Below are 19,420 nucleotides of genomic sequence, written 5' to 3' on the forward strand. Positions count from 1 at the left end.
AATAGATGGCATACGTTGAAAAAATGTATACAGAAGGCGAATTCCAAGACGAAATTGTTAAATTGGTAATCGCTAACGGATGGAAGAAAGTAAAATCATTTTTCAGAGCTGTTTATCCAGATATGGAACAGAAATCTGACGATGATACAAAATTTGAATTTGGCATGAGTAAACACATGTTAGTGAAGAACAATAGCGGTTCTATTTATGGGATTGCTCAAACTTCAAAATGGTCAATTAAAAAATCAGAGGTTAAATACAACTTCACAAATGAAGAAGGAAAGAAAGCTTTTGCTGAAGACGGTAAAAAACGTCTAGAGAGTGGTAGGGATCGTTCTTGTTTTTACGTTTACATGATTGAAAATGAACCAAGCGTTGCTGATGAAGGTGTACTCGTTCTCCCTTATGAACCTAACAAATTTGAGAAAATATTATTAGATGTGGAATTAACTAAAATAGGAATTACTCAAAAGTCAAATCCAAATGGTTTCGGTACATATAAAGTTTACTCTTATGATGAAGCAGAAACACAAGTCATGATGTCCCCTTGGGTGAAAGTAACATTACGAAATACAAATTTACAAGGTATCAATGCTCAAACAAATTGGTGGCCGGATTCATTGGTTCGAATTAATGGCCAAGTTGATGAAAGTCGCGTTGTTTTATTAATACAAGCTGATAATACACCAGCTTTTGAAAATAATGTAGTTCCAGTTACACCGCTTTACATGGGGCAATTAGAGAGTTACGCAAATGATGATACATTAGGTGATGCATTGTGGGCAGGAACCGCATTCGATACAGGCAATGAGGATGCATCACATAAATTCGATTTTAACGACCCGAAACCATATAGAAATGTAGAGTCCTATATGCCTGTTATGAAGTCATATCCGCGTTCTCCAGGTAACGGCATCGATAACGTAATTATTAAACGTTCACGATTGGGAGCGAGGTACCAGGCTCATTATATTGCTTGGAATGTAGCACCTAACGCAATGCCACCAGATCGTGTAGGGACAGACGGTGGCCAATACTCACTATCATGGCAGTCGCAAGATAATGATGAATATAAATATCAATTTAACCCGTCTGTTTATAGCAATAAAGTACATACTTCCCGTGCTTATATTGTTCATCCAGATGAAGGTGTACGTGGATATTTACCTTATATGATCCTATTGTCTCCACTAGGTCTATTAAATGGCGATAGATTAAAAGTTAGAAAGAATACTTGTCCGGATTCGCATGACATTTACAAATTCTTTAATGTAGATGCTATTTCACCAATTACAAAAAGACCTGCTACGGCGTATCGTCCTGCTGGATTAGGTATTTTTGAGAAAACAGTATAAAGGAGTGTACATATATGTGGTTTGATAAAGTCGTATATTTACAAACATTACCGCAAGAATTAGAAAAACTATTTGCAGATAACGGTTGGAAACGAACGCTATTTTTCCAAATTAAGAGCGGCATTTCAAAATTTATTGATGTAAGGTTGTTTGAATCGTTAGGAAGTGATGGAGAATGTAGAAGATTCGGTATAGCAAATGCGTATGACACTGCTGATTCTGATTTCACTGATAGCCGGTTTATTTCTGCAGATTCTCCATTAGGTAAATTAGGGATGGGGGATGGAGTAAAGAAAGACTTCTCTATCCCTGTTTCTCCTGTTCTTGGCCCTTCTGTCATTGTATATGTAAATGGGTTTGAGCAAGAAAAGAGTAAATATAAGGTGGATGCAACTACAGGAAAAATAACATTCACTACCGCTATTGCAAAAGGCGATAAAGTAACATGCGAATATAGATTAGCTATCAACACATATGAGCCAAACAATGATATGCTGCTATTTACTTTCAATCGATACTTTATTGAAAAAGAGATCCTTTCCGGTGATAAATTAGGGGAATTAGGAAAAGGAAATGGAACGAAAAAGAACTTCGCATTGCCATTCCCTAACTTTGACGAAAGCAGGACCGTAGTTTACAAGGATAATACTATTGTTGATCCTAGCGAGTATTCGTTCACTGAAACGGAAATTGTATTTAAAACCGCACCCGCAGCAGATACAACAATTAAGATTAGCGGTATTTATTTCTTATTACCAAAAGAAGACGGAACACTGGATACATTAACGGCAAAAACAAGTTTCGATGTACAAAAGATGGAAAGTATTATGGGCGAAGTATATTCTACGATTAATTTTGTGAACCCATCGCCTTATACATCAATTAGTTTTACACCAGAGCAGCGTTTCTCTAAGGAGTTAAATCGTGATTCTGTTGTTTATCTGTATGGGAACGCCAATAAGGACCGCCTAATTATGTTTATGCGTGTAGATCCTACACCAAATCCAGTTCGTGCATTATTCGTTCCATTGTATATCGGAAAATTATATACATTCGATGTGGCACCAAGAAAAAACATGATTATTTTAAGCGGCTGCAGACCAGGCGATCAATTTGTATATTCACCAAATAAGAAAATCGGTAATGCGCCACTTGATTACGGTTCTGATACATCAAACGGAAACGAAACGGTTCAATTATCACAATCAAGTACAGGAGCCATGTACCAGCATCATTATTTAGCTTTCATTACTCATGATATGTCAGTAGATAGTGGACAAGGACGCTTTAATCCATCGGTTTATAGTGGTAAATATCATTTATCTCAAATTTATATTGTGCATCCAAATGATGGCTATGTTGGAAAGCTGGATGATGTATATGCAGTTCATCCAAAGAATATCCAGCAAGCAGACGAACTAGAAATTGAAAAAACAGTTGTAGATGAAGTACTTGGACAAGGTGACGGACACCGTAAAGTATTTCATCTAGAACATAAGCCAAAAGGCGAAACGTTAAGATTATTCATTTCATGTAAAGAAGTAGAAAAAACGGATTATGTATACAATGCAGACGATAAGACCGTTACATTTAACGAAGCACCGGTTATTGGTTCTGAAATCACAGGCGCTTATGAAATGGCTCAATTATATCGTTACACATTACCGACAACGCCCGTTTGTCCTATGACACAAGCAAAAGCAACACCATTTAATCCAATTGGTTTAGCAATCTACAAAGAAGATATTTAAGCATAAGGGGGTAGCAGAAGAATGAGTGAAAAAGTTTATTCTATTGCTTCCCCTTCTATATGTACCAAAGAAAAAAGTCATGTTGTTGTCGTTGGTTCTGGACCAGATAGGAATGAAAAAGTTTATTCTTTTTCTATTACACCAGCAAATACAGAAAATAAAAATGATGTTGATTATCCAATTTGTATTGCTCCTTATGCGAGATATAAGGCTGTTAAAGAAGATAACGCAGGAGTAACCGCCACAAAAGTAAAAGCAAAAGGGATTTTAACAGATGTTGTAGAGAATGCATTGCGACAAATAGAGGTAGAAGCCTACATTTCAAATACAACTGATTTTGATTTAAATCGAAATATAAATGTGGCCAATATTGAAATGCAGCATTCGCAACGAATGGACAATATTTTTGTTCAACTAATTTCTGCAGAAGCATCACCACAACATAGGCGAATTTTCGATATAAACCATATCGAAGGGGTAGAGAGCACAAAACCAAGCGAGATAGAAGCAATGGTACACGCTTCTGATGTAACAAATCTTATAACGAATGAATATGAAGTTGCGCCGATCATAAAGCAGGATTTACTAAAAGGTAAGTTACGTGAATTCGCTGCAGGTGTGGAAGTATTACCGGAATGGGTAAATGTTGCGCGTATTGTATACGGTGAGTGTTTTTATAATGACCTTATGGCCGACAGAGTTACAACGGATTATGAAGCTGTATCAATGCATAATGAAACGAGCGATATTGTTACCAGGGAGCTAAAAGCTACACATGCAGAAGTTACTTTATCTACTGCAGTTCCAAATATATATCCTGTATCTATTGTCGAAAATGAAACTGGTGATATACAGCAAAAAGAAATACTTCTTCATGCTCCAGTACAATTTGAATTTGGTACAAAAGAGCGAGAAGTTAAAGGGATTATAGAAGAATTTGATTTGTTCAATGGTATGGGTATACCGGTTTATCTTCCGGATTATGATTTATTTGCTCGTATGCAAAGGGACATTGAAACATCTATTGCTACACAATATGTATCGAACCGCTTAGAAGAAATAGAAAGCGTGAACCTGCTCCCTTATGAAAATATAGAAAGTGCGTATTTAATTCGTGACATAAATGTAAAACAAATTAACCTGGATCACTCTATCCGAACAATAGAACTTGGTGCAGATGTTATTGCAAGTAATGAAGTAAGCAAGAAAATAAATGTATTTGATACCGAAAGAAATGAAGCTGCATCATTTACAAGAACAAAAGAACAGTATGCGAATGTAGATACAACACACGCATTTGAACGTATCGTAGAAACACTTGATTCTATTTATGCCGATCAACAAGAAATCGCAAATAAAGAAAATGTATTTACAGCAGCTGTAGAGGTAAGACAAGAAGTTAAAAATGCTTCACGGGTATTATCTGTTAAAGATATTTCCGGAACTGACGATGCAAATAAATCGCAAAACATATTCGAGATACAGACAATTGTCGCAGAAGAAGCGGAGAGATTACATGAAATAAATGCCGGTATTACTACTGCAGATTATTCTCACCGTATCTTAAAAGAATTACAAGGCGTATCGCCAGACGTTACTTTTGCAGAAGTGAAAAATGAGTTGCAAGCAACTGTAGTTGAACTGGATCAAGCAGATATAGAAGGTACTGCGGTACTTACACATGTAGATGAAATTTCTTCATTCGGATTAAAAGAACGCTTAATTATTACCCATGTAGATACTAATGAAGTTGCCAATAAAACAGAAAAAGAATTTCAAGCTAACATAGAAGAGTTTGATTTATTTGAGGGCCTTGGTATTCCTGTATATCTTCCAGAATTCGATTTGTTCGGCCGTGTTCAAAAAGAACTAGAAACACGTATTTCCTTATTTAATAATTCATCTAAATCATTAAATGTGATGCAGATGAAACTAGATCAAACAATTGAATCTGAAAAAGCAATAAAAGAACATACAACTGCAGTAATTGAAGAAGTGGCTTCTGACATCGTTCCAGTTATCTTAGATACTGAACATATATCATTAGATATTTCTTATAAACAGGATACACAACAAGCTCTTATTACAGAGCAAGAAGCCTTTACCGGTATACGTGAATTTGAAAGCGGAATTATCTCTGATATAACACCAGCCGATAAAGAAGTTATAACGAGAGATACAAATGTAATTGAAACTGTAGATGCAGCAAGGGAATCTGAACGATATGCAATCGTTAGTGAACAAGAATTATTAGAGCGACAGGCTATTGTAGACGCTGTGACTAACGAAGTTGATACATTTGATAGGGGACATGAATTAGAAAGCGTTGCAGAGGAATATGAACAGTTTGAACGTATGCCAGAACGAGAATCAGTTCTAGAGGATAATGAACGATTCAAAATGGCGAGAGTACTAGATACAGAAAAACCAGATGAATTACTAGTGATTGAAAAAGAGAATAATGATCCGAAGTTATGGCTGCGACATAGTCGCCAATCGTGGTGGACAAATTCAAACTGGAAGAAAACAAGATAAAGAGAAGGTGGTAAAATGGCAAGTCAATTAGGAAAAAACCTATTGCAACCAGAACCAGGGTGGACCCGTGAATATTGCACTTTAGAGAATGCAAAACCAGGTAAGTTTTTTTCAAATGTAGACATAACCGGAAATATTACAGGAGATAAATGGCGTGCAGTTGGGGATTCTAACGATTTAGAGCGGAATAGTTCCTGGTATGTCGGTGACTCTTTAGGTCGTTCATTTTATTTTAAATTTACAGGGACTGCAGTGCGTATATTATTGAAAAATTTTACAACTCATGCATTTAACATTACAGTCACTATAGATAATATAAGATATGTTGGTTCGGTACCTGCTTATTCTGCCGGCTACTCTCTTGTCGTATTTGAGCAACTTAATCTAATTAAAGGTGAACATAACGTTAAAGTAACTACAGAAGGAAGGGCTTCCGGTGTATCTGGATCTACTTATACGTTTTTAACTGCTATTGATTACGCAGATTTAGGTGCTAAAGTTGGTGATGTATTAAAAGAACCGGAACCAGGTTGGAAACGGTTTGATGATACGGATAACAATTTTCAATATTCTGGAGCATGGGACATATCTAAATCAATTGGACCCTATGGAGGTTCTTTACACTTTTGTCGAGAAAACAACAAAATAGTAACTGTACAATTCAATTTTTTCGGGACAGCTTTACGAATTATAGGCTTATTATTTTCTGCGTATGATGTAGGTCAAATTTCAATCGATAACATGCCACCCGAAAACATCTCTTATAAAAATGGTTCCACAAGGCATCAGGCACTAGTTTATGAGAAATTCGATTTAACTGAGGGTGTTCATACAGTGAGTTTATCCGGCCTTAATATAAATTTTGATGCAATCGATATTTTGGCCGGAGAGTTAATTCCCTTTAATTCTCGAAAAAAACAAGTATCGCTATACGAAAAAGAAAGCGGAAAAATATTTGTAGACGATTTTGATTACGTAAATCCCAAATGGCTTATGTCACTATCAAGTGCATTTAACAATGCTATCAAAAAAGGTTTCTTACGTATGAATCATTCTGCAGATAAAGACGTTATGCTGTTAATCGATAAACCGCAAGGTAACTTTGCAATCCAGGTTATTGCGGATTATGCTCCTACAAAAGAAGGAGATGAGGGTGGCTTACTGCTCTATCAAAACGAAAAGAATAAGGTTGAATTCCTTGAATCTTATGCTGCTAATGGTTCACAAATCAATAAAGAGTGGATGGCAATTTGTAAGGAAGATCAATGGGACTTTTACACAAAGACAGATACATTTTTTGATTATGCGAATAACGACTCATTAGCAGCAAAAAGAATTGGTGTTGTTTTAAAAAGAGGAACTGCAGAGGGATTTGTACCGCTAGACATCAATAAAATTATTATGACAACAAGCAACATGTTACGTCTGCGCCAACTATATGAAAATTATAAGGTTGTATTAAAAGATACTGCAGATAATATACTGTCTACTAACATTGTAGCTGCAGCTCATACAGGCATTGATATTCTACTTCCTTCTTTAGAGTTTGAAGGAATCATAGAAATATATGACGAGGAAAACGAACTAATAGCAAAGAAACAAGCTACCTTTTACGGTGGGGATATGTATTGCATGGGTTCATCCCTGCAAATCAAAATGAATAGCGAAGAATTAAATACAACGGATCCAACGAATTTAGGTTACATGGTGAATAATGAGCGCATTGTAAAAATGACAATCGTAAATGATAACATCGGCGCTGCTACAAATATAAAACTATCCATACAGCAGTACATGGAGAAAGTCGGTTACACCTGGGCGCTGATTTCGTTAGATGGGACAAGCTATTTAAATGAAATACAGATTGATTCAGTAGCCGCACAAAGTACTCGTGATTTTTGGGTAAAGGTTGTGAAGGATACAAATTTCCTAGCATTCGAACCAATTTATTTTAATATTCAACTAAAACATAATTGAGGTGAATACAATATGGGAACTGTAATGAAATTATATAGATATACATCCGAAAGCGAGATTACACCGTCAATCCTTATTGAGAGGAATGTACAAATTACAATTGAACCAGGAAAAACTCTATATACTCCATTGGATGTAGGTTGTAACAAATACGATATTCGCACGATTCAAGTTACAAATGATTCAAACGTAGAAGCAATGCTATTTTTGTACGACCAAAAAGAGAATGGGAATCAAATTTATAAAAGTTTATCAGAAAAAAGAACATATGATATTTTAGCCATTCCTTGCGAGGATAAAGATCATACAAACAAGGTCCATCTTTATATAGAAAATAGGGGCGTAGCAAACTCTACTTTTAATGTTTCTATGAAAGCCATACGTTTAAGTTAAGGAGGAACATATAAAATGACAAATAAAATTTGTAAGTTACACAGACTAGAGCGAAAAGAAGTCTTTATGAAGATTATCGATGAAATGAAAAAGGCTGGATGGCAGCAATTAAATTCTGATGCGCCATCAAAAGATACCATTTATGTTATGTACTCAAGCGGTAACGACGGTATGAAGAACCATTCTATAGAATTGCGCCCATTCGATTACGTCACTGCAAGTAGCCAAGATATTATAGCAGGGAAATATAAAGATTATGATATAAGAACTTATTCTGCTACTGATGCAAGCTTTAGATTAATTGAACGATATGATAAAGAGAAGGATGTTACCTTCGGAGGACCTGGCCCTTTCTATCCATTATGTTTTCATCAAGGGAAAACAACTAGCAACACTACTTTTAATACTATTAGTAAAGCGATTGCTATGGTGGACCTATATTTATACGTTGATAAAGACATTGTTATTTATTGTGTTTATGAAAACGATGATAATCTTCCAGAACGAAAAGGAAAAACTGTAATAGGTTTATTTGGCATTCCAGATGAACTATATCAACAAGAACAATTCACACCTATATCTTCTCCTTTTAGTGTATTGGTGAGCGCTTGTCCAAATTGGTACCCAACTTCAGCACTGGTAGCTGCTAGAAGTAAACTTATATATGAGGGATTAAAAAATGTTCCTATTACTACTTTCATTTGGGATAAAGTATTTTTAAAAGCACCATCTTTAGAAGGGAATATAATATTCACATCATTTTTTATGGGAGATAACATAGATGGATTAAGAGCAAAATTTGATGGCCTTTACACATATAGGGGTTCAAATTTTGTAACTGGCGATATCGTTGAAATTTCTCAAGATGGAGAAGTCCAGAAATATAAATTATTTAACACCTACTACTCAAGTGTATGGAGTTCATTTTCAGAGTACAACATTGCATTAAGAGTAGAATAAGGCTGGTGATTTTATGACAATAAAAGGCATCATAATTCAACCGAAAACACTGTATCAAACCGTACAACGTAAACCACAAATACGCAAAGGCTCAAAATTAGAAATCAGTAACATGTATATTACAGGGGTGAGACAAACCACCACACGAAAAGGGGTTATGTTTAATTTCTCCCGAAGCGAAAGCAAAACTACTGAAAAAGCAGTAATGAAACCACCACGTACTGAACCACTAGAATACGCGTGGAAGAAAATGAACATATAACTTTATCGAAATTGAGCGTGCTGCAGCAGGCTTTTTTATTTTGGTCAAAATTTGAAAGGAGGTGAGAACTTGGAAAGAATTCACGAACTCATCAAGGCATTGAATATAAGCGATGTTATTACAAGTACTCAATTTAAAGTAGGTGGTGCTATCGGTGGCGGATTAGGAACAATAATTAATTTACTCTATGGCAAAGCTAATTTAATTTGGATTTCAATTTACTGCTGGATTATCATGCTCGACTGGATTACTGGTAGTAAGGCTTCAAAAATAGATGGAACATACTCATCACAATATGGAATTGAGGGCATCACGAGAACCGTGGTGCTTTTATCATTACCAGCCCTTGCACATTTATTTGATATTGCTCTTAAACTACCTGATTTCTTTTTCTTCATGGTAGTCGGTGGATTGAGCTACCACATTTTTAATAGTTTCGCAGCAAACTGTGCACGAATTGGCTGGGAAAAATGGATTCCTGCATGGTTATTAGAAAGTGTAGCATCCGAAATTCAAGCAAAAATCCAAAGAAGTGATGCAAGAAAAGAAAAACATAATACCAAATAAAAAATACACGCCTTACATAAGGAGAGCATTGTCAAAAGACGGTGCTCTTTTTGTTTGGCAAAAAGGGGAAAATACACAATGAAAAAACCAATCAAACTATTTAGCTCATTATTTATGACTCTATTACTCTTATTTTCGTTTGCTACGGCTTCATTTGCCGATAGAGTACTAATCATCCAAGACTTACCGAAACAAGCATATCGCTACGGTGTGGGCGCTTATGAAGGCGTTGTTGCACATAGTACTGCAACACCAGAAGCACCAGCAATTAACATTCGAAATTATGAAGCTAGAACATGGAGAAATGCATTTGTACATTATGCTGTAGATTGGAACGAAACAATTCAAATTGCTGATACTAAATATGTTGCTTATGGTGCTGGACCAGCTGCAAATAAAAGATTTGTTCACGTAGAACTTTCTGAAACTAGCAACCCAGATAAATTTAAATCTTCTTACGAACGTTATGTAAAACTATTAGCTAAGATTTTAAAAGATAGAGGGATTCATCCAAGCAAAGGTTTATGGACACATAAAGATATTACTTACAAATTAGGTGGAACTGACCATGAAGATCCGATTAATTATCTTCGCAGTCATGGTCTATCAGAATCACAATTCAGAGCAGACGTACAAAAGGCGTATGAAGGCTCAACAGTTACAGTTAAACCAAAACCACAAGAACCAACTCAAAACGTTGTAGGCGCAACAGGAGTAGCTTACATTGATGGATTTAACGTAAATCTAAGAAGTGGACCATCAACGAATCATGGTACTATCCGTCAATTAAATAAAGGGGAATCATATCAAGTATGGGGAAAACAAGGTGATTGGTTAAATCTTGGCGGTAACCAATGGATTTATAACAACTCATCTTACATTAAATATCACGGGGAACAAACTTCTGCAGTAAGTTCTGTAGTAGGGAAACGCGTTGTTTCTAAAGTGGACAACCTTCGTTTCTATGATTCTGCTTCTTGGTCTGATAAAGATGTAGCAGGAACGGTAGATGAAGGGCTTGGATTTACTATTGACGCTAAAGTATCAGTGAATGGTTCACCACAATACAAAGTACACAACAGTAAAGGCACAACATACTATGTAACTGCAAATGAAGCCTATGTGTATGTAAAGTAGGGGAACCGCCAGCATCTTGGAATAAAATCATGCTAAGCAAAAAAATACAATAAGCTGCCCATATGGACAGCTTATTTACATAACTTTCGATATCGGAAGTTACAGTTATTAATTATTTATGAAATCTTTTCTTTTGTGCGAGTAATGTTTCTTCTCTGTAAAGTGAATAGAATCAATTCCTATGCATGGACTGAGATCCCCATCCAAAATATTGGTACCACCAAAAGCAAAATGCTTTAATTGGTGCAATTCCTTAATAAAACCAATGGAAGGTATATCAGCACAATTCCAAAGAATAAAAAACTCTAGTGCCTTTAAATCCTCAATTCTATATAAGTTTTCAATATTTTTACACGCCTCAATTTCTAATCTTTGTAAAGAATGATTTAAGCCTTCTAAATTCCCTAAATCATTTAATGTTCGTAAATAATTCAATTCTAATTTCTTTAATTTTTTTAACTTTCCTATACCTGCGAGAGAACTTATTCTACATTGGGTAAGAACTAATTCTTCGAGCTGTTTTAAGTTACTCAACTCTTGTAGATTTCTTTCCTTTGGGGCATATTTCCACATCCATAATAATTTTAGATTTTTGAGATGACCAAGTCCTTTTATCCTCTTGCTCCAATTTAGAAACAGCCGTTCTAAATTAGAAAATGCTCTTAGATCAATTTCATTTTTTCCATCTATAACAGTTGAATCAGTTAAACTAAGGGCTTTTAAATTTTTTATATGATATAAACCCGATATATCTTTTAAATAAGTGCTATCTAAGGATATTTCTTCAACGGTAGGACATTCACTTAAAAAATTCACGTCTTCACTTTTATAATACCAGTCTATTATAGCTATCTGAGTAATCCGATGTTGGTTTATATACTCAATACATTCACTCAAATATTTATGTGATACTAAAACCTCTATCCCTTCTGAGTCTTCTCTTATTCTGACATTACCGATCATTTTTTCCATATGTACCCCCAAGATATATTGCTCTATTTATTAATATAACTTATTTGTAAAGAAGAAACACAATTCAACTTATGTATGCTCCATTCACATCAAGTTAACATAACGTCCTATTATTGGTAGCAAGAAAAAGGCGAATCCCCTTTGAAATTAGGGATTCGCCTTTTTCTTTTTCTATAACCCTATTCATCTTTTTATACATTCTTGTCCTGGCGTGGGTTCAGGGCTCTTGTTTGTTATTGGATTAGCCAAAAAACTGTATAAAATCTTGCATACTCTTAGCCTGTATTTTTCAGAAATGCTGTACTGTAGGAAAGCCGTTATATTCCATGATATAATACCTCACTTTTGTTTTTTTAACTCCACTATAAACGAACGTATGTTCTTTTTTGAAGTGTAAAAAAAGCGCCATCACTATCAAGTTGATGGCACGCAATATACCCAAAAATGATTATAGCATACTTTTATGTAAAACTATATTAAGGCGAAATCAACAATTTTTAACATGAATATTCAAAAATAAGTTTATCAAGTTAGAATATTCAAAAAATCATTTATATAAACAAACATGTTGTGGTAACATTTAACAAAAGGGAGGTAGAAGTAGATGAGTGTTGACATTATTTCTAAAGAAGAAATCACAAAATTATTAAACGACTGGTATCAAGCTATGATTTCACAACGTGTATTACAGTCTAAGAAAATAAAAGAAGAGATTGCAAATAAAATCAATAATATTAAGGAAGACCAAATAATATTAATCTACTATGCTTTATTGAATGCGCGGTATAACCTGCTAATACGCGATATGGATAGTTCGAAAGATATTTTGGACAAGATCGAACCATTACAAGAGCCTACAGAAACATTTTTAGAGTACTATCATCATTTATTTAAAGCAATTTACGCTATTAATACAGCAAACCATAGTGAAGCAAGAATTCAATTTGAAGAAGCTGAAAAGTTTTTAGAGTACATGCATGATGAAATTGAAAAAGCTGAATTTAATTATTGGCTTGCAGTTCATTACTATCACATATTGAAACCAATACTAGCAGTCCAATTTGCTACGAAAGCGAATGAAGTATTTTCAAATAGCCCAGGGTATGAGTTGAAAACTGCTGCATGTTTGAATACTTTAGGAATGGCACACATTAGACTAAATGAATTCGAAAGTGCAGAAGAACATTTACTTTCAGCACTCGGTACCTTCCAAAAATCTAATGATGAAATTCCTATTAAACGAGTTAAGCATAATTTAGGGCTTTTATATGCAAGTCAAAACATGCCAGAGTTAGCAATTAAACACTTAGAGGATTCATTAGAAAATAACGCTAAGACTATGTTTCTTTTAGCAAGAGAACACTTTAAGTTAGGTTACAATCATATCGCCAATGAATACATTGAGAAGGGTTATAAAATAAGTGACTTATGTTATCGACATCATTTTCAAATTTTAAGAGCATTACATAACTATGCGCCACAAGAAGAATTAGAAAATGTGGTTATAGAAGGTATTTCTTATTTTGAAAAAGAAGAATTATATGATTGGGTAAAAGAATATGCTTCTCTTTTAGGTGAAATATTCTATGGTTCAGAAAATCACAGAAAAGCAAGCAAGTATTTGCACATCGCTTTAGATGCAGACAAAAAGAGCATAGAAAGAAGGGCGCTAAAATGAAAAAAGCAATCTTATTAATGATGATGTTATCCGCTGTTTTTACTTTTGGTCTTACTAATGTAAAAGACATACCACAAAACGAAGCAATTGAAGTGTTTATGGATCATGGAGAACATATTTAAAACCTAAGGAAGAGGGCGCTTATAGTGTCCTCTTTTTAATATCCATTATTTATATGATAAGGTTGCAGGTACATCTTTCGGTTATTGTTTGATAAACGTAAAATGTTTCTAAAAATGTGTATACAAAGGTGTGATTTTGTACTGTATATGTTCACATATTTGCTCACATTTTGTTCACGTACTATATAAAAAAGTATGAAAATCTATAAAAATAATTATTTTAATAAAATTTGTTCTAGATATTAAAAAGTGCCAAACCCCTTGTGGTATAAGGGGTTTGGCACTTTTGTGTTTTTTATGTTTTATCAAATAAACAACCCTAAAACTGCTCATTCTTCTCCCAAGATTCAACGATATAATGAGCAATTGTTGGGTTATATCCTTTTCCAACTAAAAACATAATCGCAGCGACTTCTGTTAAAGCGTGTTTATGTGAAGTATGTTTCGCTTCATTTAAACCATAATCTACCCAAGGTTTTACGAAATCTAATACAGGTTTCTTTAAAGGTAAAAATTGTGTACCGACAACTTGTTGAATTTGTTGTTGAGTCGGTTCTGTAATAGGCCCAGGTGGTAAAATTTGTGGTTGTGTAATATCTAAAGTCGGACCTGGTGGTAAAATTTGTGGTTGCATTGGATCAATTGTTGGTGGTTTAGGTGGTGAGACACGTGCGTCGTAGTTGGGTTGATACATTTGTTGTTGGTATTGTGGTTGTTGTGGCTGAGTTACATATGGATTTTGTTGTTCTTGAGTTTGCGGTGCTGCATATGGATTTTGAGGATATTCATAATTTGGACGTGTGTCATATGGATTTTGTTGTTCTTGAGTTTGCGGTGCTGCATATGGATTTTGAGGATATTCATAATTTGGACGTGTGTCGTATGGATTTTGTTGTTCTTGAGCTTGCGGTGTAGCGTATGGATTTTGTTCGTATTGTTGTTCTGGCTGTTGTAATTCTTGTTCCTCATATTGTTCTGTATATCTTTGTTCCGGTTGCTGAGGGTAAAATGGTTGTTGTGGATAAGGCGGTTGATTATTATAGAACATGTTTATTCCTCCTTCATGATGATGCCTACCACCTAGTGTATGGGCGGACAAGAAAATATGTGATGAAAAAAGGCGGGCGTGTTACAATAAGAAACTGGGTGAAGATAAAATGACAAAACAAGAAAAGATTAAAAAAACAATTACTTTTGTAAAAAATATTTTAGAAAAAGATGCGAGTGGGCATGATTGGTATCATATTGAGCGCGTACATAAACTGGCGATTTCTTTATCCGAGCAAGAAGGAGGAAATCGTTTTATAATTGAAATGGCAGCATTACTTCACGATGTGGCAGATGAAAAGTTAAATGAAAGTGAAGAAGCAGGAATGAAAAAAGTTTCTGATTGGTTAGAAGAGTTACATGTAGATGAGGAAGAAAGTAAACATATTCTTCATATCATCGCCAATATGTCTTATAAGGGTGGGCATGGCGGCGCAGTTGAGTCAGTTGAAGGGAAAATTGTTCAAGATGCAGATCGTTTAGATGCCCTTGGGGCAATTGGGATTGCACGTACATTTGCATATGGCGGAGCGAAAGGGAGATTAATGTATGATCCAACAATTCCGCCGCGTGAAGTAATGACGAAAGAAGAGTATAGAAAAAATAACGATCCATCTTTAAATCATTTTTATGAAAAACTTTTAAAATTAAAAGACTTAATGAATACGAACGCAGCAAAACAAGAAGCTGAAGTTCGTCATCGTTATATGGAACAGTTTATAGAACAATTTATGAAAGAGTGGAATGCACAAATATGAAAATGTTAACTGTGGAGAACTTATCGAAATCATACGGAGAAAAACCGTTATTTGATGGATTATCATGTAGTATTACAGAAGGACAACGTGTCGGAATTATTGGTGTAAACGGTACTGGTAAATCAACATTATTAAAAATTATTGCAGGGTTAGAAACTCCTGATACAGGTGAAATGACGCATTCACGTGGATATACAATTAGTTATTTATCACAGCAACCAGAGTTTGATGAAAAACTAACAGTATTAGAGCAAGTGTTCCATGGTGATACACCTTTAATTCGTCTTCTTCGTGATTATGAAAAAGCACTATTAAATATTGAAAAAGATCCAAGTAATGAAAAAGTACAGGAACAATTATTTGCAGTGCAGCAACGTATGGATGCAATGAGTGCATGGGAAGCAAATGCAAATGCGAAATCTCTTCTAACGAAATTAGGAATTACAGATTTCACTGCAACTGTTGGGAATTTATCTGGTGGACAGAAAAAACGTATCGCAATGGCACAGTGTTTTATTGAAACACCTGATTTATTAATTTTAGACGAGCCTACGAACCATCTTGACCATGAGACAGTTGAATGGTTAGAAGAATATTTAGCAAGATATACAGGTGCGGTATTACTTGTAACCCATGATCGTTATTTCTTAGATCGTGTGACGAATCGTATTTTTGAATTAGATAATGGTAAACTATATAGCTACGAAGGAAACTATAGTACATTTTTAGAAGCGAAAGCACTTCGTGAAGAGCAAGAATTGGCACAAGAATCCAAACGCCAAAATTTATATCGTCGTGAACTTGCTTGGATTCGCCGTGGTGCAAAAGCCCGTTCTACGAAACAAAAGGCGCGTATTCAGCGTTTTGATGAGTTAAAGGAACAAGAAGGGCCAGCTGCAAAACAGTCAGTTGATATTGCACTAAGTGGAAGTCGTTTAGGAAAGAAAGTACTTGAGTTAAAAGATGTAACGAAAAAATTTGGCGATAAGACGGTATTACATAATTTTAATCATATTGTGAAACCAGGCGATCGTATCGGAATTATTGGGGCGAATGGAAGCGGGAAATCTTCTCTATTAAATATGCTTGCAGGCAAGTTATCTCCTGATAGTGGTGAAGTTGAAGTAGGACAAACTGTAAAAGTTGCTTATTATACGCAAGAAAATGAAGAGATGAATTTAAATCAGCGTATGATTGAATACATTAAAGAGATTGCAGAAGTTATTCATACAACAGATGGAAAAGTAATTGGTGCATCTCAAATGTTAGAACGTTTCTTATTCCCGACGCATTCACATGGTACACCGCTTGGTAAACTATCTGGTGGTGAAAGAAGACGTTTATATTTATTACGTATTTTAATGGGGGAACCAAACGTACTATTACTTGATGAACCTACGAATGATCTAGATACACAAACATTAACAGTACTAGAAGATTATTTAGAAGATTTCCCAGGTGTCGTTTTAACTGTATCGCATGACCGTTACTTCTTAGATAAAGTAGTAGATGAACTGTTCATCTTTACTGGCGGAGGAGAAGTGCGTGAGTTCCTAGGTAGTTATACAGATTATTTAGAAATGGAAAAAACGAAAGAACTTATTGAGAAAGCGGAAGTTCAAAAAGAGAAAAAAGTAGTAGAAGCAGCTCCAAAACAACAACGTAAACGTAAACTTTCATACAATGAGCAGCGTGAATGGGAAACAATTGAAGATACAATTGCCGAACTAGAAGAGAAAATTGAGTCAATTGGAGAAGAACTTGCGAAAGTTGGATCTGACTTCACAAAGGCACAAGAATTATCTGAAGCACAGCAGAAAACAGAAGAAGAGCTAGAAAAAACGATGGAAAGATGGAGTGAACTATCAGATATCGTTGAAGGATTAAAATAAAAACAAGCTGCATATATTGAAAAGTAAAGAGAAAAACTTTACACTATTGGTAGAACCTATTTTAGGAGGGAAAAAATGAGAACATCTAATCCAATGTTGAAAAAAGAGGCATTTCGTAAAGAGGGAGCAAGCGCTTCTGCGATGACTATTGGCGGAACAGTAGGCAAAACGTTTATCATGCTTATCTTGCTACTTGCAACGTCTGTCTATTCATACATACAGATGATGCAGGGTACGATGAAAATGCCAGTGTTAATTGGTGCATTAGTAATTGCGGCAATCATCGCATTTGCATCTATCTTCTTCCCGCGAATGGCACCAATTGGGGCGCCAATTTATGCGGCGGTAGAAGGAGTTGTATTAGGAAGTATTTCAGCAGTTTATACAATGAAATTTGGCGATTCTATCGTTTTAAACGCTGTATTACTTACAATTTCAATTCTATTTGCAATGTTAGTTTTATATGCAACACGTGTTGTAAAGGTAACTGATAAATTCCGTACGGGTGTAATTGCAGCGACAATGGGAATTATGGTTATGTATTTAATCGTATTCTTATTAAATATGTTCGGTGTAACTGTTCCATATATTCACCAGGGCGGTACAATCGGTATTATCATTAGTGCGGTTGTTATTGTAGTTGCTGCATTAAATTTATTACTAGATTTCGATTTAATCGAAAGCGGTGCACGTAGCCAAGCTCCAAAATATATGGAATGGTACAGTGCAATGGGTCTAATGATGACTCTAGTATGGTTATACTTAGAAATTCTTCGTTTCGTTTCTTACTTTACGAAAAATGACTAATGAAAAAATCCTGCATGAAATGTGCAGGATTTTTTTATTTTCAAAGATAAATTGAATGAATGGTATAATGTGGATGTTAGAAGTTTGAATGGAAGGGGATGGAATATGATGAAAGAGAAGAAAGGGATTATGAAAAAACTATTTTCTAAAAGTTTTTTCATAGAACTAGATGATGCTTTAACATATCCGTCAGCAGAATGCATTATTTCAGCCATTGAAGGGTATGCAACTGAATGTAATGAACTACTAAAATTTGAGAGTAAAGTTAAACCGATTACATTCTACTTAGACGATGCATTGTTTAGCGCTGAAATAAAGATGGCTCGCGGAGGGTATTACATCTCTTGCAGTGAAATATAATATATCTTGAAACCTTACATGTTCAAAATATGTAGGGTTTCTTTTTTGCTTTTTTATATGTAAAGTAATACTTTTTACTTTAGAAATATATAATTTTATCCTTTTTACCCTTCACACATTTTTCTTTACAATAAAGAAAAACATGCGAGGTGGTATAACTTATGATGAATCGAGTTGTATTAATCGGTAGATTGACAAAGAATCCAGAATTATACTACACAAAACAAGGCGTCGCTTATGCACGAATATGTGTTGCAGTGAATAGAGGATTTCGAAATAGTTTAGGTGAACAACAAGCAGATTTTATAAATTGTGTCGTTTGGCGAAGAGCAGCTGAAAATGTAACAAAATACTGTACGAAGGGATCACTTGTTGGAATTACAGGGCGTATTCATACGAATAATTACGATGATGAGAAAGGAAAGAAAATATATAGAACTGAAGTTGTGATTGAGAGTATTACCTTTTTGGAGAGAAGGAGGGAGGGGGCATCGTAATAAAAGGGGATTTTAAGTAATAGCTTCGGAAAAATTTTGTGGAAAGTATTTTAATAAAGTTAAAGAAGGGGTACCGTCACATGCCCATCAAGCTAAGGGTGGGTCTTTCATGAACTTCCGTTCTTGTTGCCTACATGCTTGATAATTTGTTTATTTGTTCTTAAAAATACGCATACCAAATAAACCTTGATAAGGTGTATTTTTAAATATTATGCAGTTTTCTGCTTTAGATTGGATACAGTACACTGATAAACGACACCTAAAATATCAAAGACTGTCTTTTTCTCATATCGATGCGATTTCCGTCCGTTTTTCTGTAAGAGGTCAAACAGACGAAGGAAAATTTTTGA

The 19,420-nt window shown here is 35.0% G+C and carries 18 protein-coding genes; 16 read left to right on the top strand and 2 right to left on the bottom strand.

The window, feature by feature from the left end; genetic code table 11:
* Positions 1–5 precede the first annotated feature (5 nt).
* The 9 genes from JDS81_RS27910 to JDS81_RS27945 all read left to right on the top strand — a co-directional run bounded on the left by JDS81_RS27910 (position 6) and on the right by JDS81_RS27945 (position 10,937).
* Positions 6–1,355, top strand: a complete 1,350-nt coding sequence (locus JDS81_RS27910; RefSeq protein WP_098054040.1) for a hypothetical protein — start codon at positions 6–8, stop codon at positions 1,353–1,355.
* 14 nt (positions 1,356–1,369) lie between these two features.
* On the top strand, positions 1,370–3,106 hold the full coding sequence (locus JDS81_RS27915; protein WP_098054038.1) for a hypothetical protein: 1,737 nt from the start codon (positions 1,370–1,372) through the stop codon (positions 3,104–3,106).
* 21 nt (positions 3,107–3,127) lie between these two features.
* Positions 3,128–5,641: a hypothetical protein gene (locus JDS81_RS27920; RefSeq protein WP_098146195.1), complete on the top strand. Its 2,514-nt coding sequence runs from the start codon at positions 3,128–3,130 to the stop codon at positions 5,639–5,641.
* Between the two features lie 15 nt (positions 5,642–5,656).
* Positions 5,657–7,618 carry a hypothetical protein gene (locus JDS81_RS27925; protein ID WP_199688657.1) on the top strand — a complete coding sequence of 654 codons (1,962 nt, stop codon included), beginning with the start codon at positions 5,657–5,659 and terminating at the stop codon, positions 7,616–7,618.
* 12 nt (positions 7,619–7,630) lie between these two features.
* Positions 7,631–8,011 carry a DUF1998 domain-containing protein gene (locus tag JDS81_RS27930; protein ID WP_098098986.1) on the top strand — a complete coding sequence of 127 codons (381 nt, stop codon included), beginning with the start codon at positions 7,631–7,633 and terminating at the stop codon, positions 8,009–8,011.
* 15 nt (positions 8,012–8,026) lie between these two features.
* Positions 8,027–8,971 (top strand): hypothetical protein, encoded by a 945-nt coding sequence (locus JDS81_RS27935; protein WP_097927029.1) that lies wholly within the window; start codon positions 8,027–8,029, stop codon positions 8,969–8,971.
* A 13-nt stretch (positions 8,972–8,984) separates the two neighbouring features.
* Positions 8,985–9,233, top strand: coding sequence for a hypothetical protein (locus JDS81_RS30980; protein ID WP_097927028.1), 249 nt, complete (start codon positions 8,985–8,987; stop codon positions 9,231–9,233).
* Positions 9,234–9,302: 69 nt separating this feature from the next.
* Positions 9,303–9,800: a phage holin family protein gene (locus tag JDS81_RS27940; RefSeq protein WP_000439584.1), complete on the top strand. Its 498-nt coding sequence runs from the start codon at positions 9,303–9,305 to the stop codon at positions 9,798–9,800.
* Between the two features lie 78 nt (positions 9,801–9,878).
* Complete coding sequence (locus JDS81_RS27945; RefSeq protein WP_098146191.1) at positions 9,879–10,937, top strand: N-acetylmuramoyl-L-alanine amidase; 1,059 nt, start codon at positions 9,879–9,881, stop codon at positions 10,935–10,937.
* Positions 10,938–11,045: 108 nt separating this feature from the next.
* Here the strand turns inward: JDS81_RS27945 and JDS81_RS27950 are convergent, their stop codons facing one another.
* Entirely contained in the window at positions 11,046–11,909 is an 864-nt protein-coding gene (locus tag JDS81_RS27950; RefSeq protein WP_097925532.1) for a leucine-rich repeat domain-containing protein, read from the bottom strand.
* Positions 11,910–12,513: 604 nt separating this feature from the next.
* On the opposite strand from JDS81_RS27950, the gene JDS81_RS27955 reads away from it, so the two are divergent.
* Together JDS81_RS27955 and JDS81_RS27960 are read left to right on the top strand one after the other, a co-directional pair.
* Positions 12,514–13,587 carry a Rap family tetratricopeptide repeat protein gene (locus JDS81_RS27955; protein WP_199688658.1) on the top strand — a complete coding sequence of 358 codons (1,074 nt, stop codon included), beginning with the start codon at positions 12,514–12,516 and terminating at the stop codon, positions 13,585–13,587.
* A complete protein-coding gene (locus tag JDS81_RS27960) occupies positions 13,584–13,709 on the top strand; it encodes a hypothetical protein (RefSeq protein WP_000709202.1) in 126 nt (41 codons plus the stop codon). The genes JDS81_RS27955 and JDS81_RS27960 overlap by 4 nt, the downstream gene beginning before the upstream one ends.
* A gap of 319 nt (positions 13,710–14,028) precedes the next feature.
* Here JDS81_RS27960 and JDS81_RS27965 read toward each other — a convergent pair whose 3' ends face one another.
* On the bottom strand, positions 14,029–14,757 hold the full coding sequence (locus tag JDS81_RS27965) for a hypothetical protein (RefSeq protein ID WP_070173136.1): 729 nt from the start codon (positions 14,755–14,757) through the stop codon (positions 14,029–14,031).
* A 109-nt stretch (positions 14,758–14,866) separates the two neighbouring features.
* Here JDS81_RS27965 and JDS81_RS27970 point away from each other — a divergent pair, with 109 nt between their 5' ends.
* The 5 genes from JDS81_RS27970 to JDS81_RS27990 all read left to right on the top strand — a co-directional run bounded on the left by JDS81_RS27970 (position 14,867) and on the right by JDS81_RS27990 (position 19,070).
* Positions 14,867–15,514, top strand: coding sequence for an HD domain-containing protein (locus tag JDS81_RS27970; RefSeq protein ID WP_000165952.1), 648 nt, complete (start codon positions 14,867–14,869; stop codon positions 15,512–15,514).
* Positions 15,511–17,406, top strand: a complete 1,896-nt coding sequence (locus JDS81_RS27975; protein ID WP_000783187.1) for an ABC-F family ATP-binding cassette domain-containing protein — start codon at positions 15,511–15,513, stop codon at positions 17,404–17,406. Before JDS81_RS27970 ends, JDS81_RS27975 begins: the two co-directional genes overlap by 4 nt.
* 75 nt (positions 17,407–17,481) lie before the next feature.
* A complete protein-coding gene (locus JDS81_RS27980) occupies positions 17,482–18,213 on the top strand; it encodes a Bax inhibitor-1/YccA family protein (protein ID WP_001260657.1) in 732 nt (243 codons plus the stop codon).
* 105 nt (positions 18,214–18,318) lie between these two features.
* The gene (locus tag JDS81_RS27985) at positions 18,319–18,573 is read left to right on the top strand and encodes a DUF4318 domain-containing protein (protein WP_016108299.1); all 255 of its coding nucleotides are present in this window, start codon (positions 18,319–18,321) and stop codon (positions 18,571–18,573) included.
* Positions 18,574–18,734: 161 nt separating this feature from the next.
* A complete protein-coding gene (locus tag JDS81_RS27990; RefSeq protein ID WP_097954720.1) occupies positions 18,735–19,070 on the top strand; it encodes a single-stranded DNA-binding protein in 336 nt (111 codons plus the stop codon).
* Positions 19,071–19,420: the final 350 nt, after the last annotated feature.

This window comes from Bacillus cereus group sp. N31 (assembly GCF_016483245.1).
In the GTDB taxonomy this organism is placed as follows: domain Bacteria; phylum Bacillota; class Bacilli; order Bacillales; family Bacillaceae_G; genus Bacillus_A; species Bacillus_A toyonensis.

Coding starts and splice junctions, on each gene's coding strand:
- JDS81_RS27965 (WP_070173136.1), bottom strand. CDS start 14,757: ATGTTCTATAATAATCAACCGCCTTATCCACAACAACCATTTTACCCT.
- JDS81_RS27970 (WP_000165952.1), top strand. CDS start 14,867: ATGACAAAACAAGAAAAGATTAAAAAAACAATTACTTTTGTAAAAAAT.
- JDS81_RS27960 (WP_000709202.1), top strand. CDS start 13,584: ATGAAAAAAGCAATCTTATTAATGATGATGTTATCCGCTGTTTTTACT.
- JDS81_RS27975 (WP_000783187.1), top strand. CDS start 15,511: ATGAAAATGTTAACTGTGGAGAACTTATCGAAATCATACGGAGAAAAA.
- JDS81_RS27930 (WP_098098986.1), top strand. CDS start 7,631: ATGGGAACTGTAATGAAATTATATAGATATACATCCGAAAGCGAGATT.
- JDS81_RS27955 (WP_199688658.1), top strand. CDS start 12,514: ATGAGTGTTGACATTATTTCTAAAGAAGAAATCACAAAATTATTAAAC.
- JDS81_RS27945 (WP_098146191.1), top strand. CDS start 9,879: ATGAAAAAACCAATCAAACTATTTAGCTCATTATTTATGACTCTATTA.
- JDS81_RS27980 (WP_001260657.1), top strand. CDS start 17,482: ATGAGAACATCTAATCCAATGTTGAAAAAAGAGGCATTTCGTAAAGAG.
- JDS81_RS30980 (WP_097927028.1), top strand. CDS start 8,985: ATGACAATAAAAGGCATCATAATTCAACCGAAAACACTGTATCAAACC.
- JDS81_RS27910 (WP_098054040.1), top strand. CDS start 6: ATGGCATACGTTGAAAAAATGTATACAGAAGGCGAATTCCAAGACGAA.
- JDS81_RS27915 (WP_098054038.1), top strand. CDS start 1,370: ATGTGGTTTGATAAAGTCGTATATTTACAAACATTACCGCAAGAATTA.
- JDS81_RS27925 (WP_199688657.1), top strand. CDS start 5,657: ATGGCAAGTCAATTAGGAAAAAACCTATTGCAACCAGAACCAGGGTGG.
- JDS81_RS27920 (WP_098146195.1), top strand. CDS start 3,128: ATGAGTGAAAAAGTTTATTCTATTGCTTCCCCTTCTATATGTACCAAA.
- JDS81_RS27990 (WP_097954720.1), top strand. CDS start 18,735: ATGATGAATCGAGTTGTATTAATCGGTAGATTGACAAAGAATCCAGAA.
- JDS81_RS27950 (WP_097925532.1), bottom strand. CDS start 11,909: ATGGAAAAAATGATCGGTAATGTCAGAATAAGAGAAGACTCAGAAGGG.
- JDS81_RS27985 (WP_016108299.1), top strand. CDS start 18,319: ATGATGAAAGAGAAGAAAGGGATTATGAAAAAACTATTTTCTAAAAGT.
- JDS81_RS27935 (WP_097927029.1), top strand. CDS start 8,027: ATGACAAATAAAATTTGTAAGTTACACAGACTAGAGCGAAAAGAAGTC.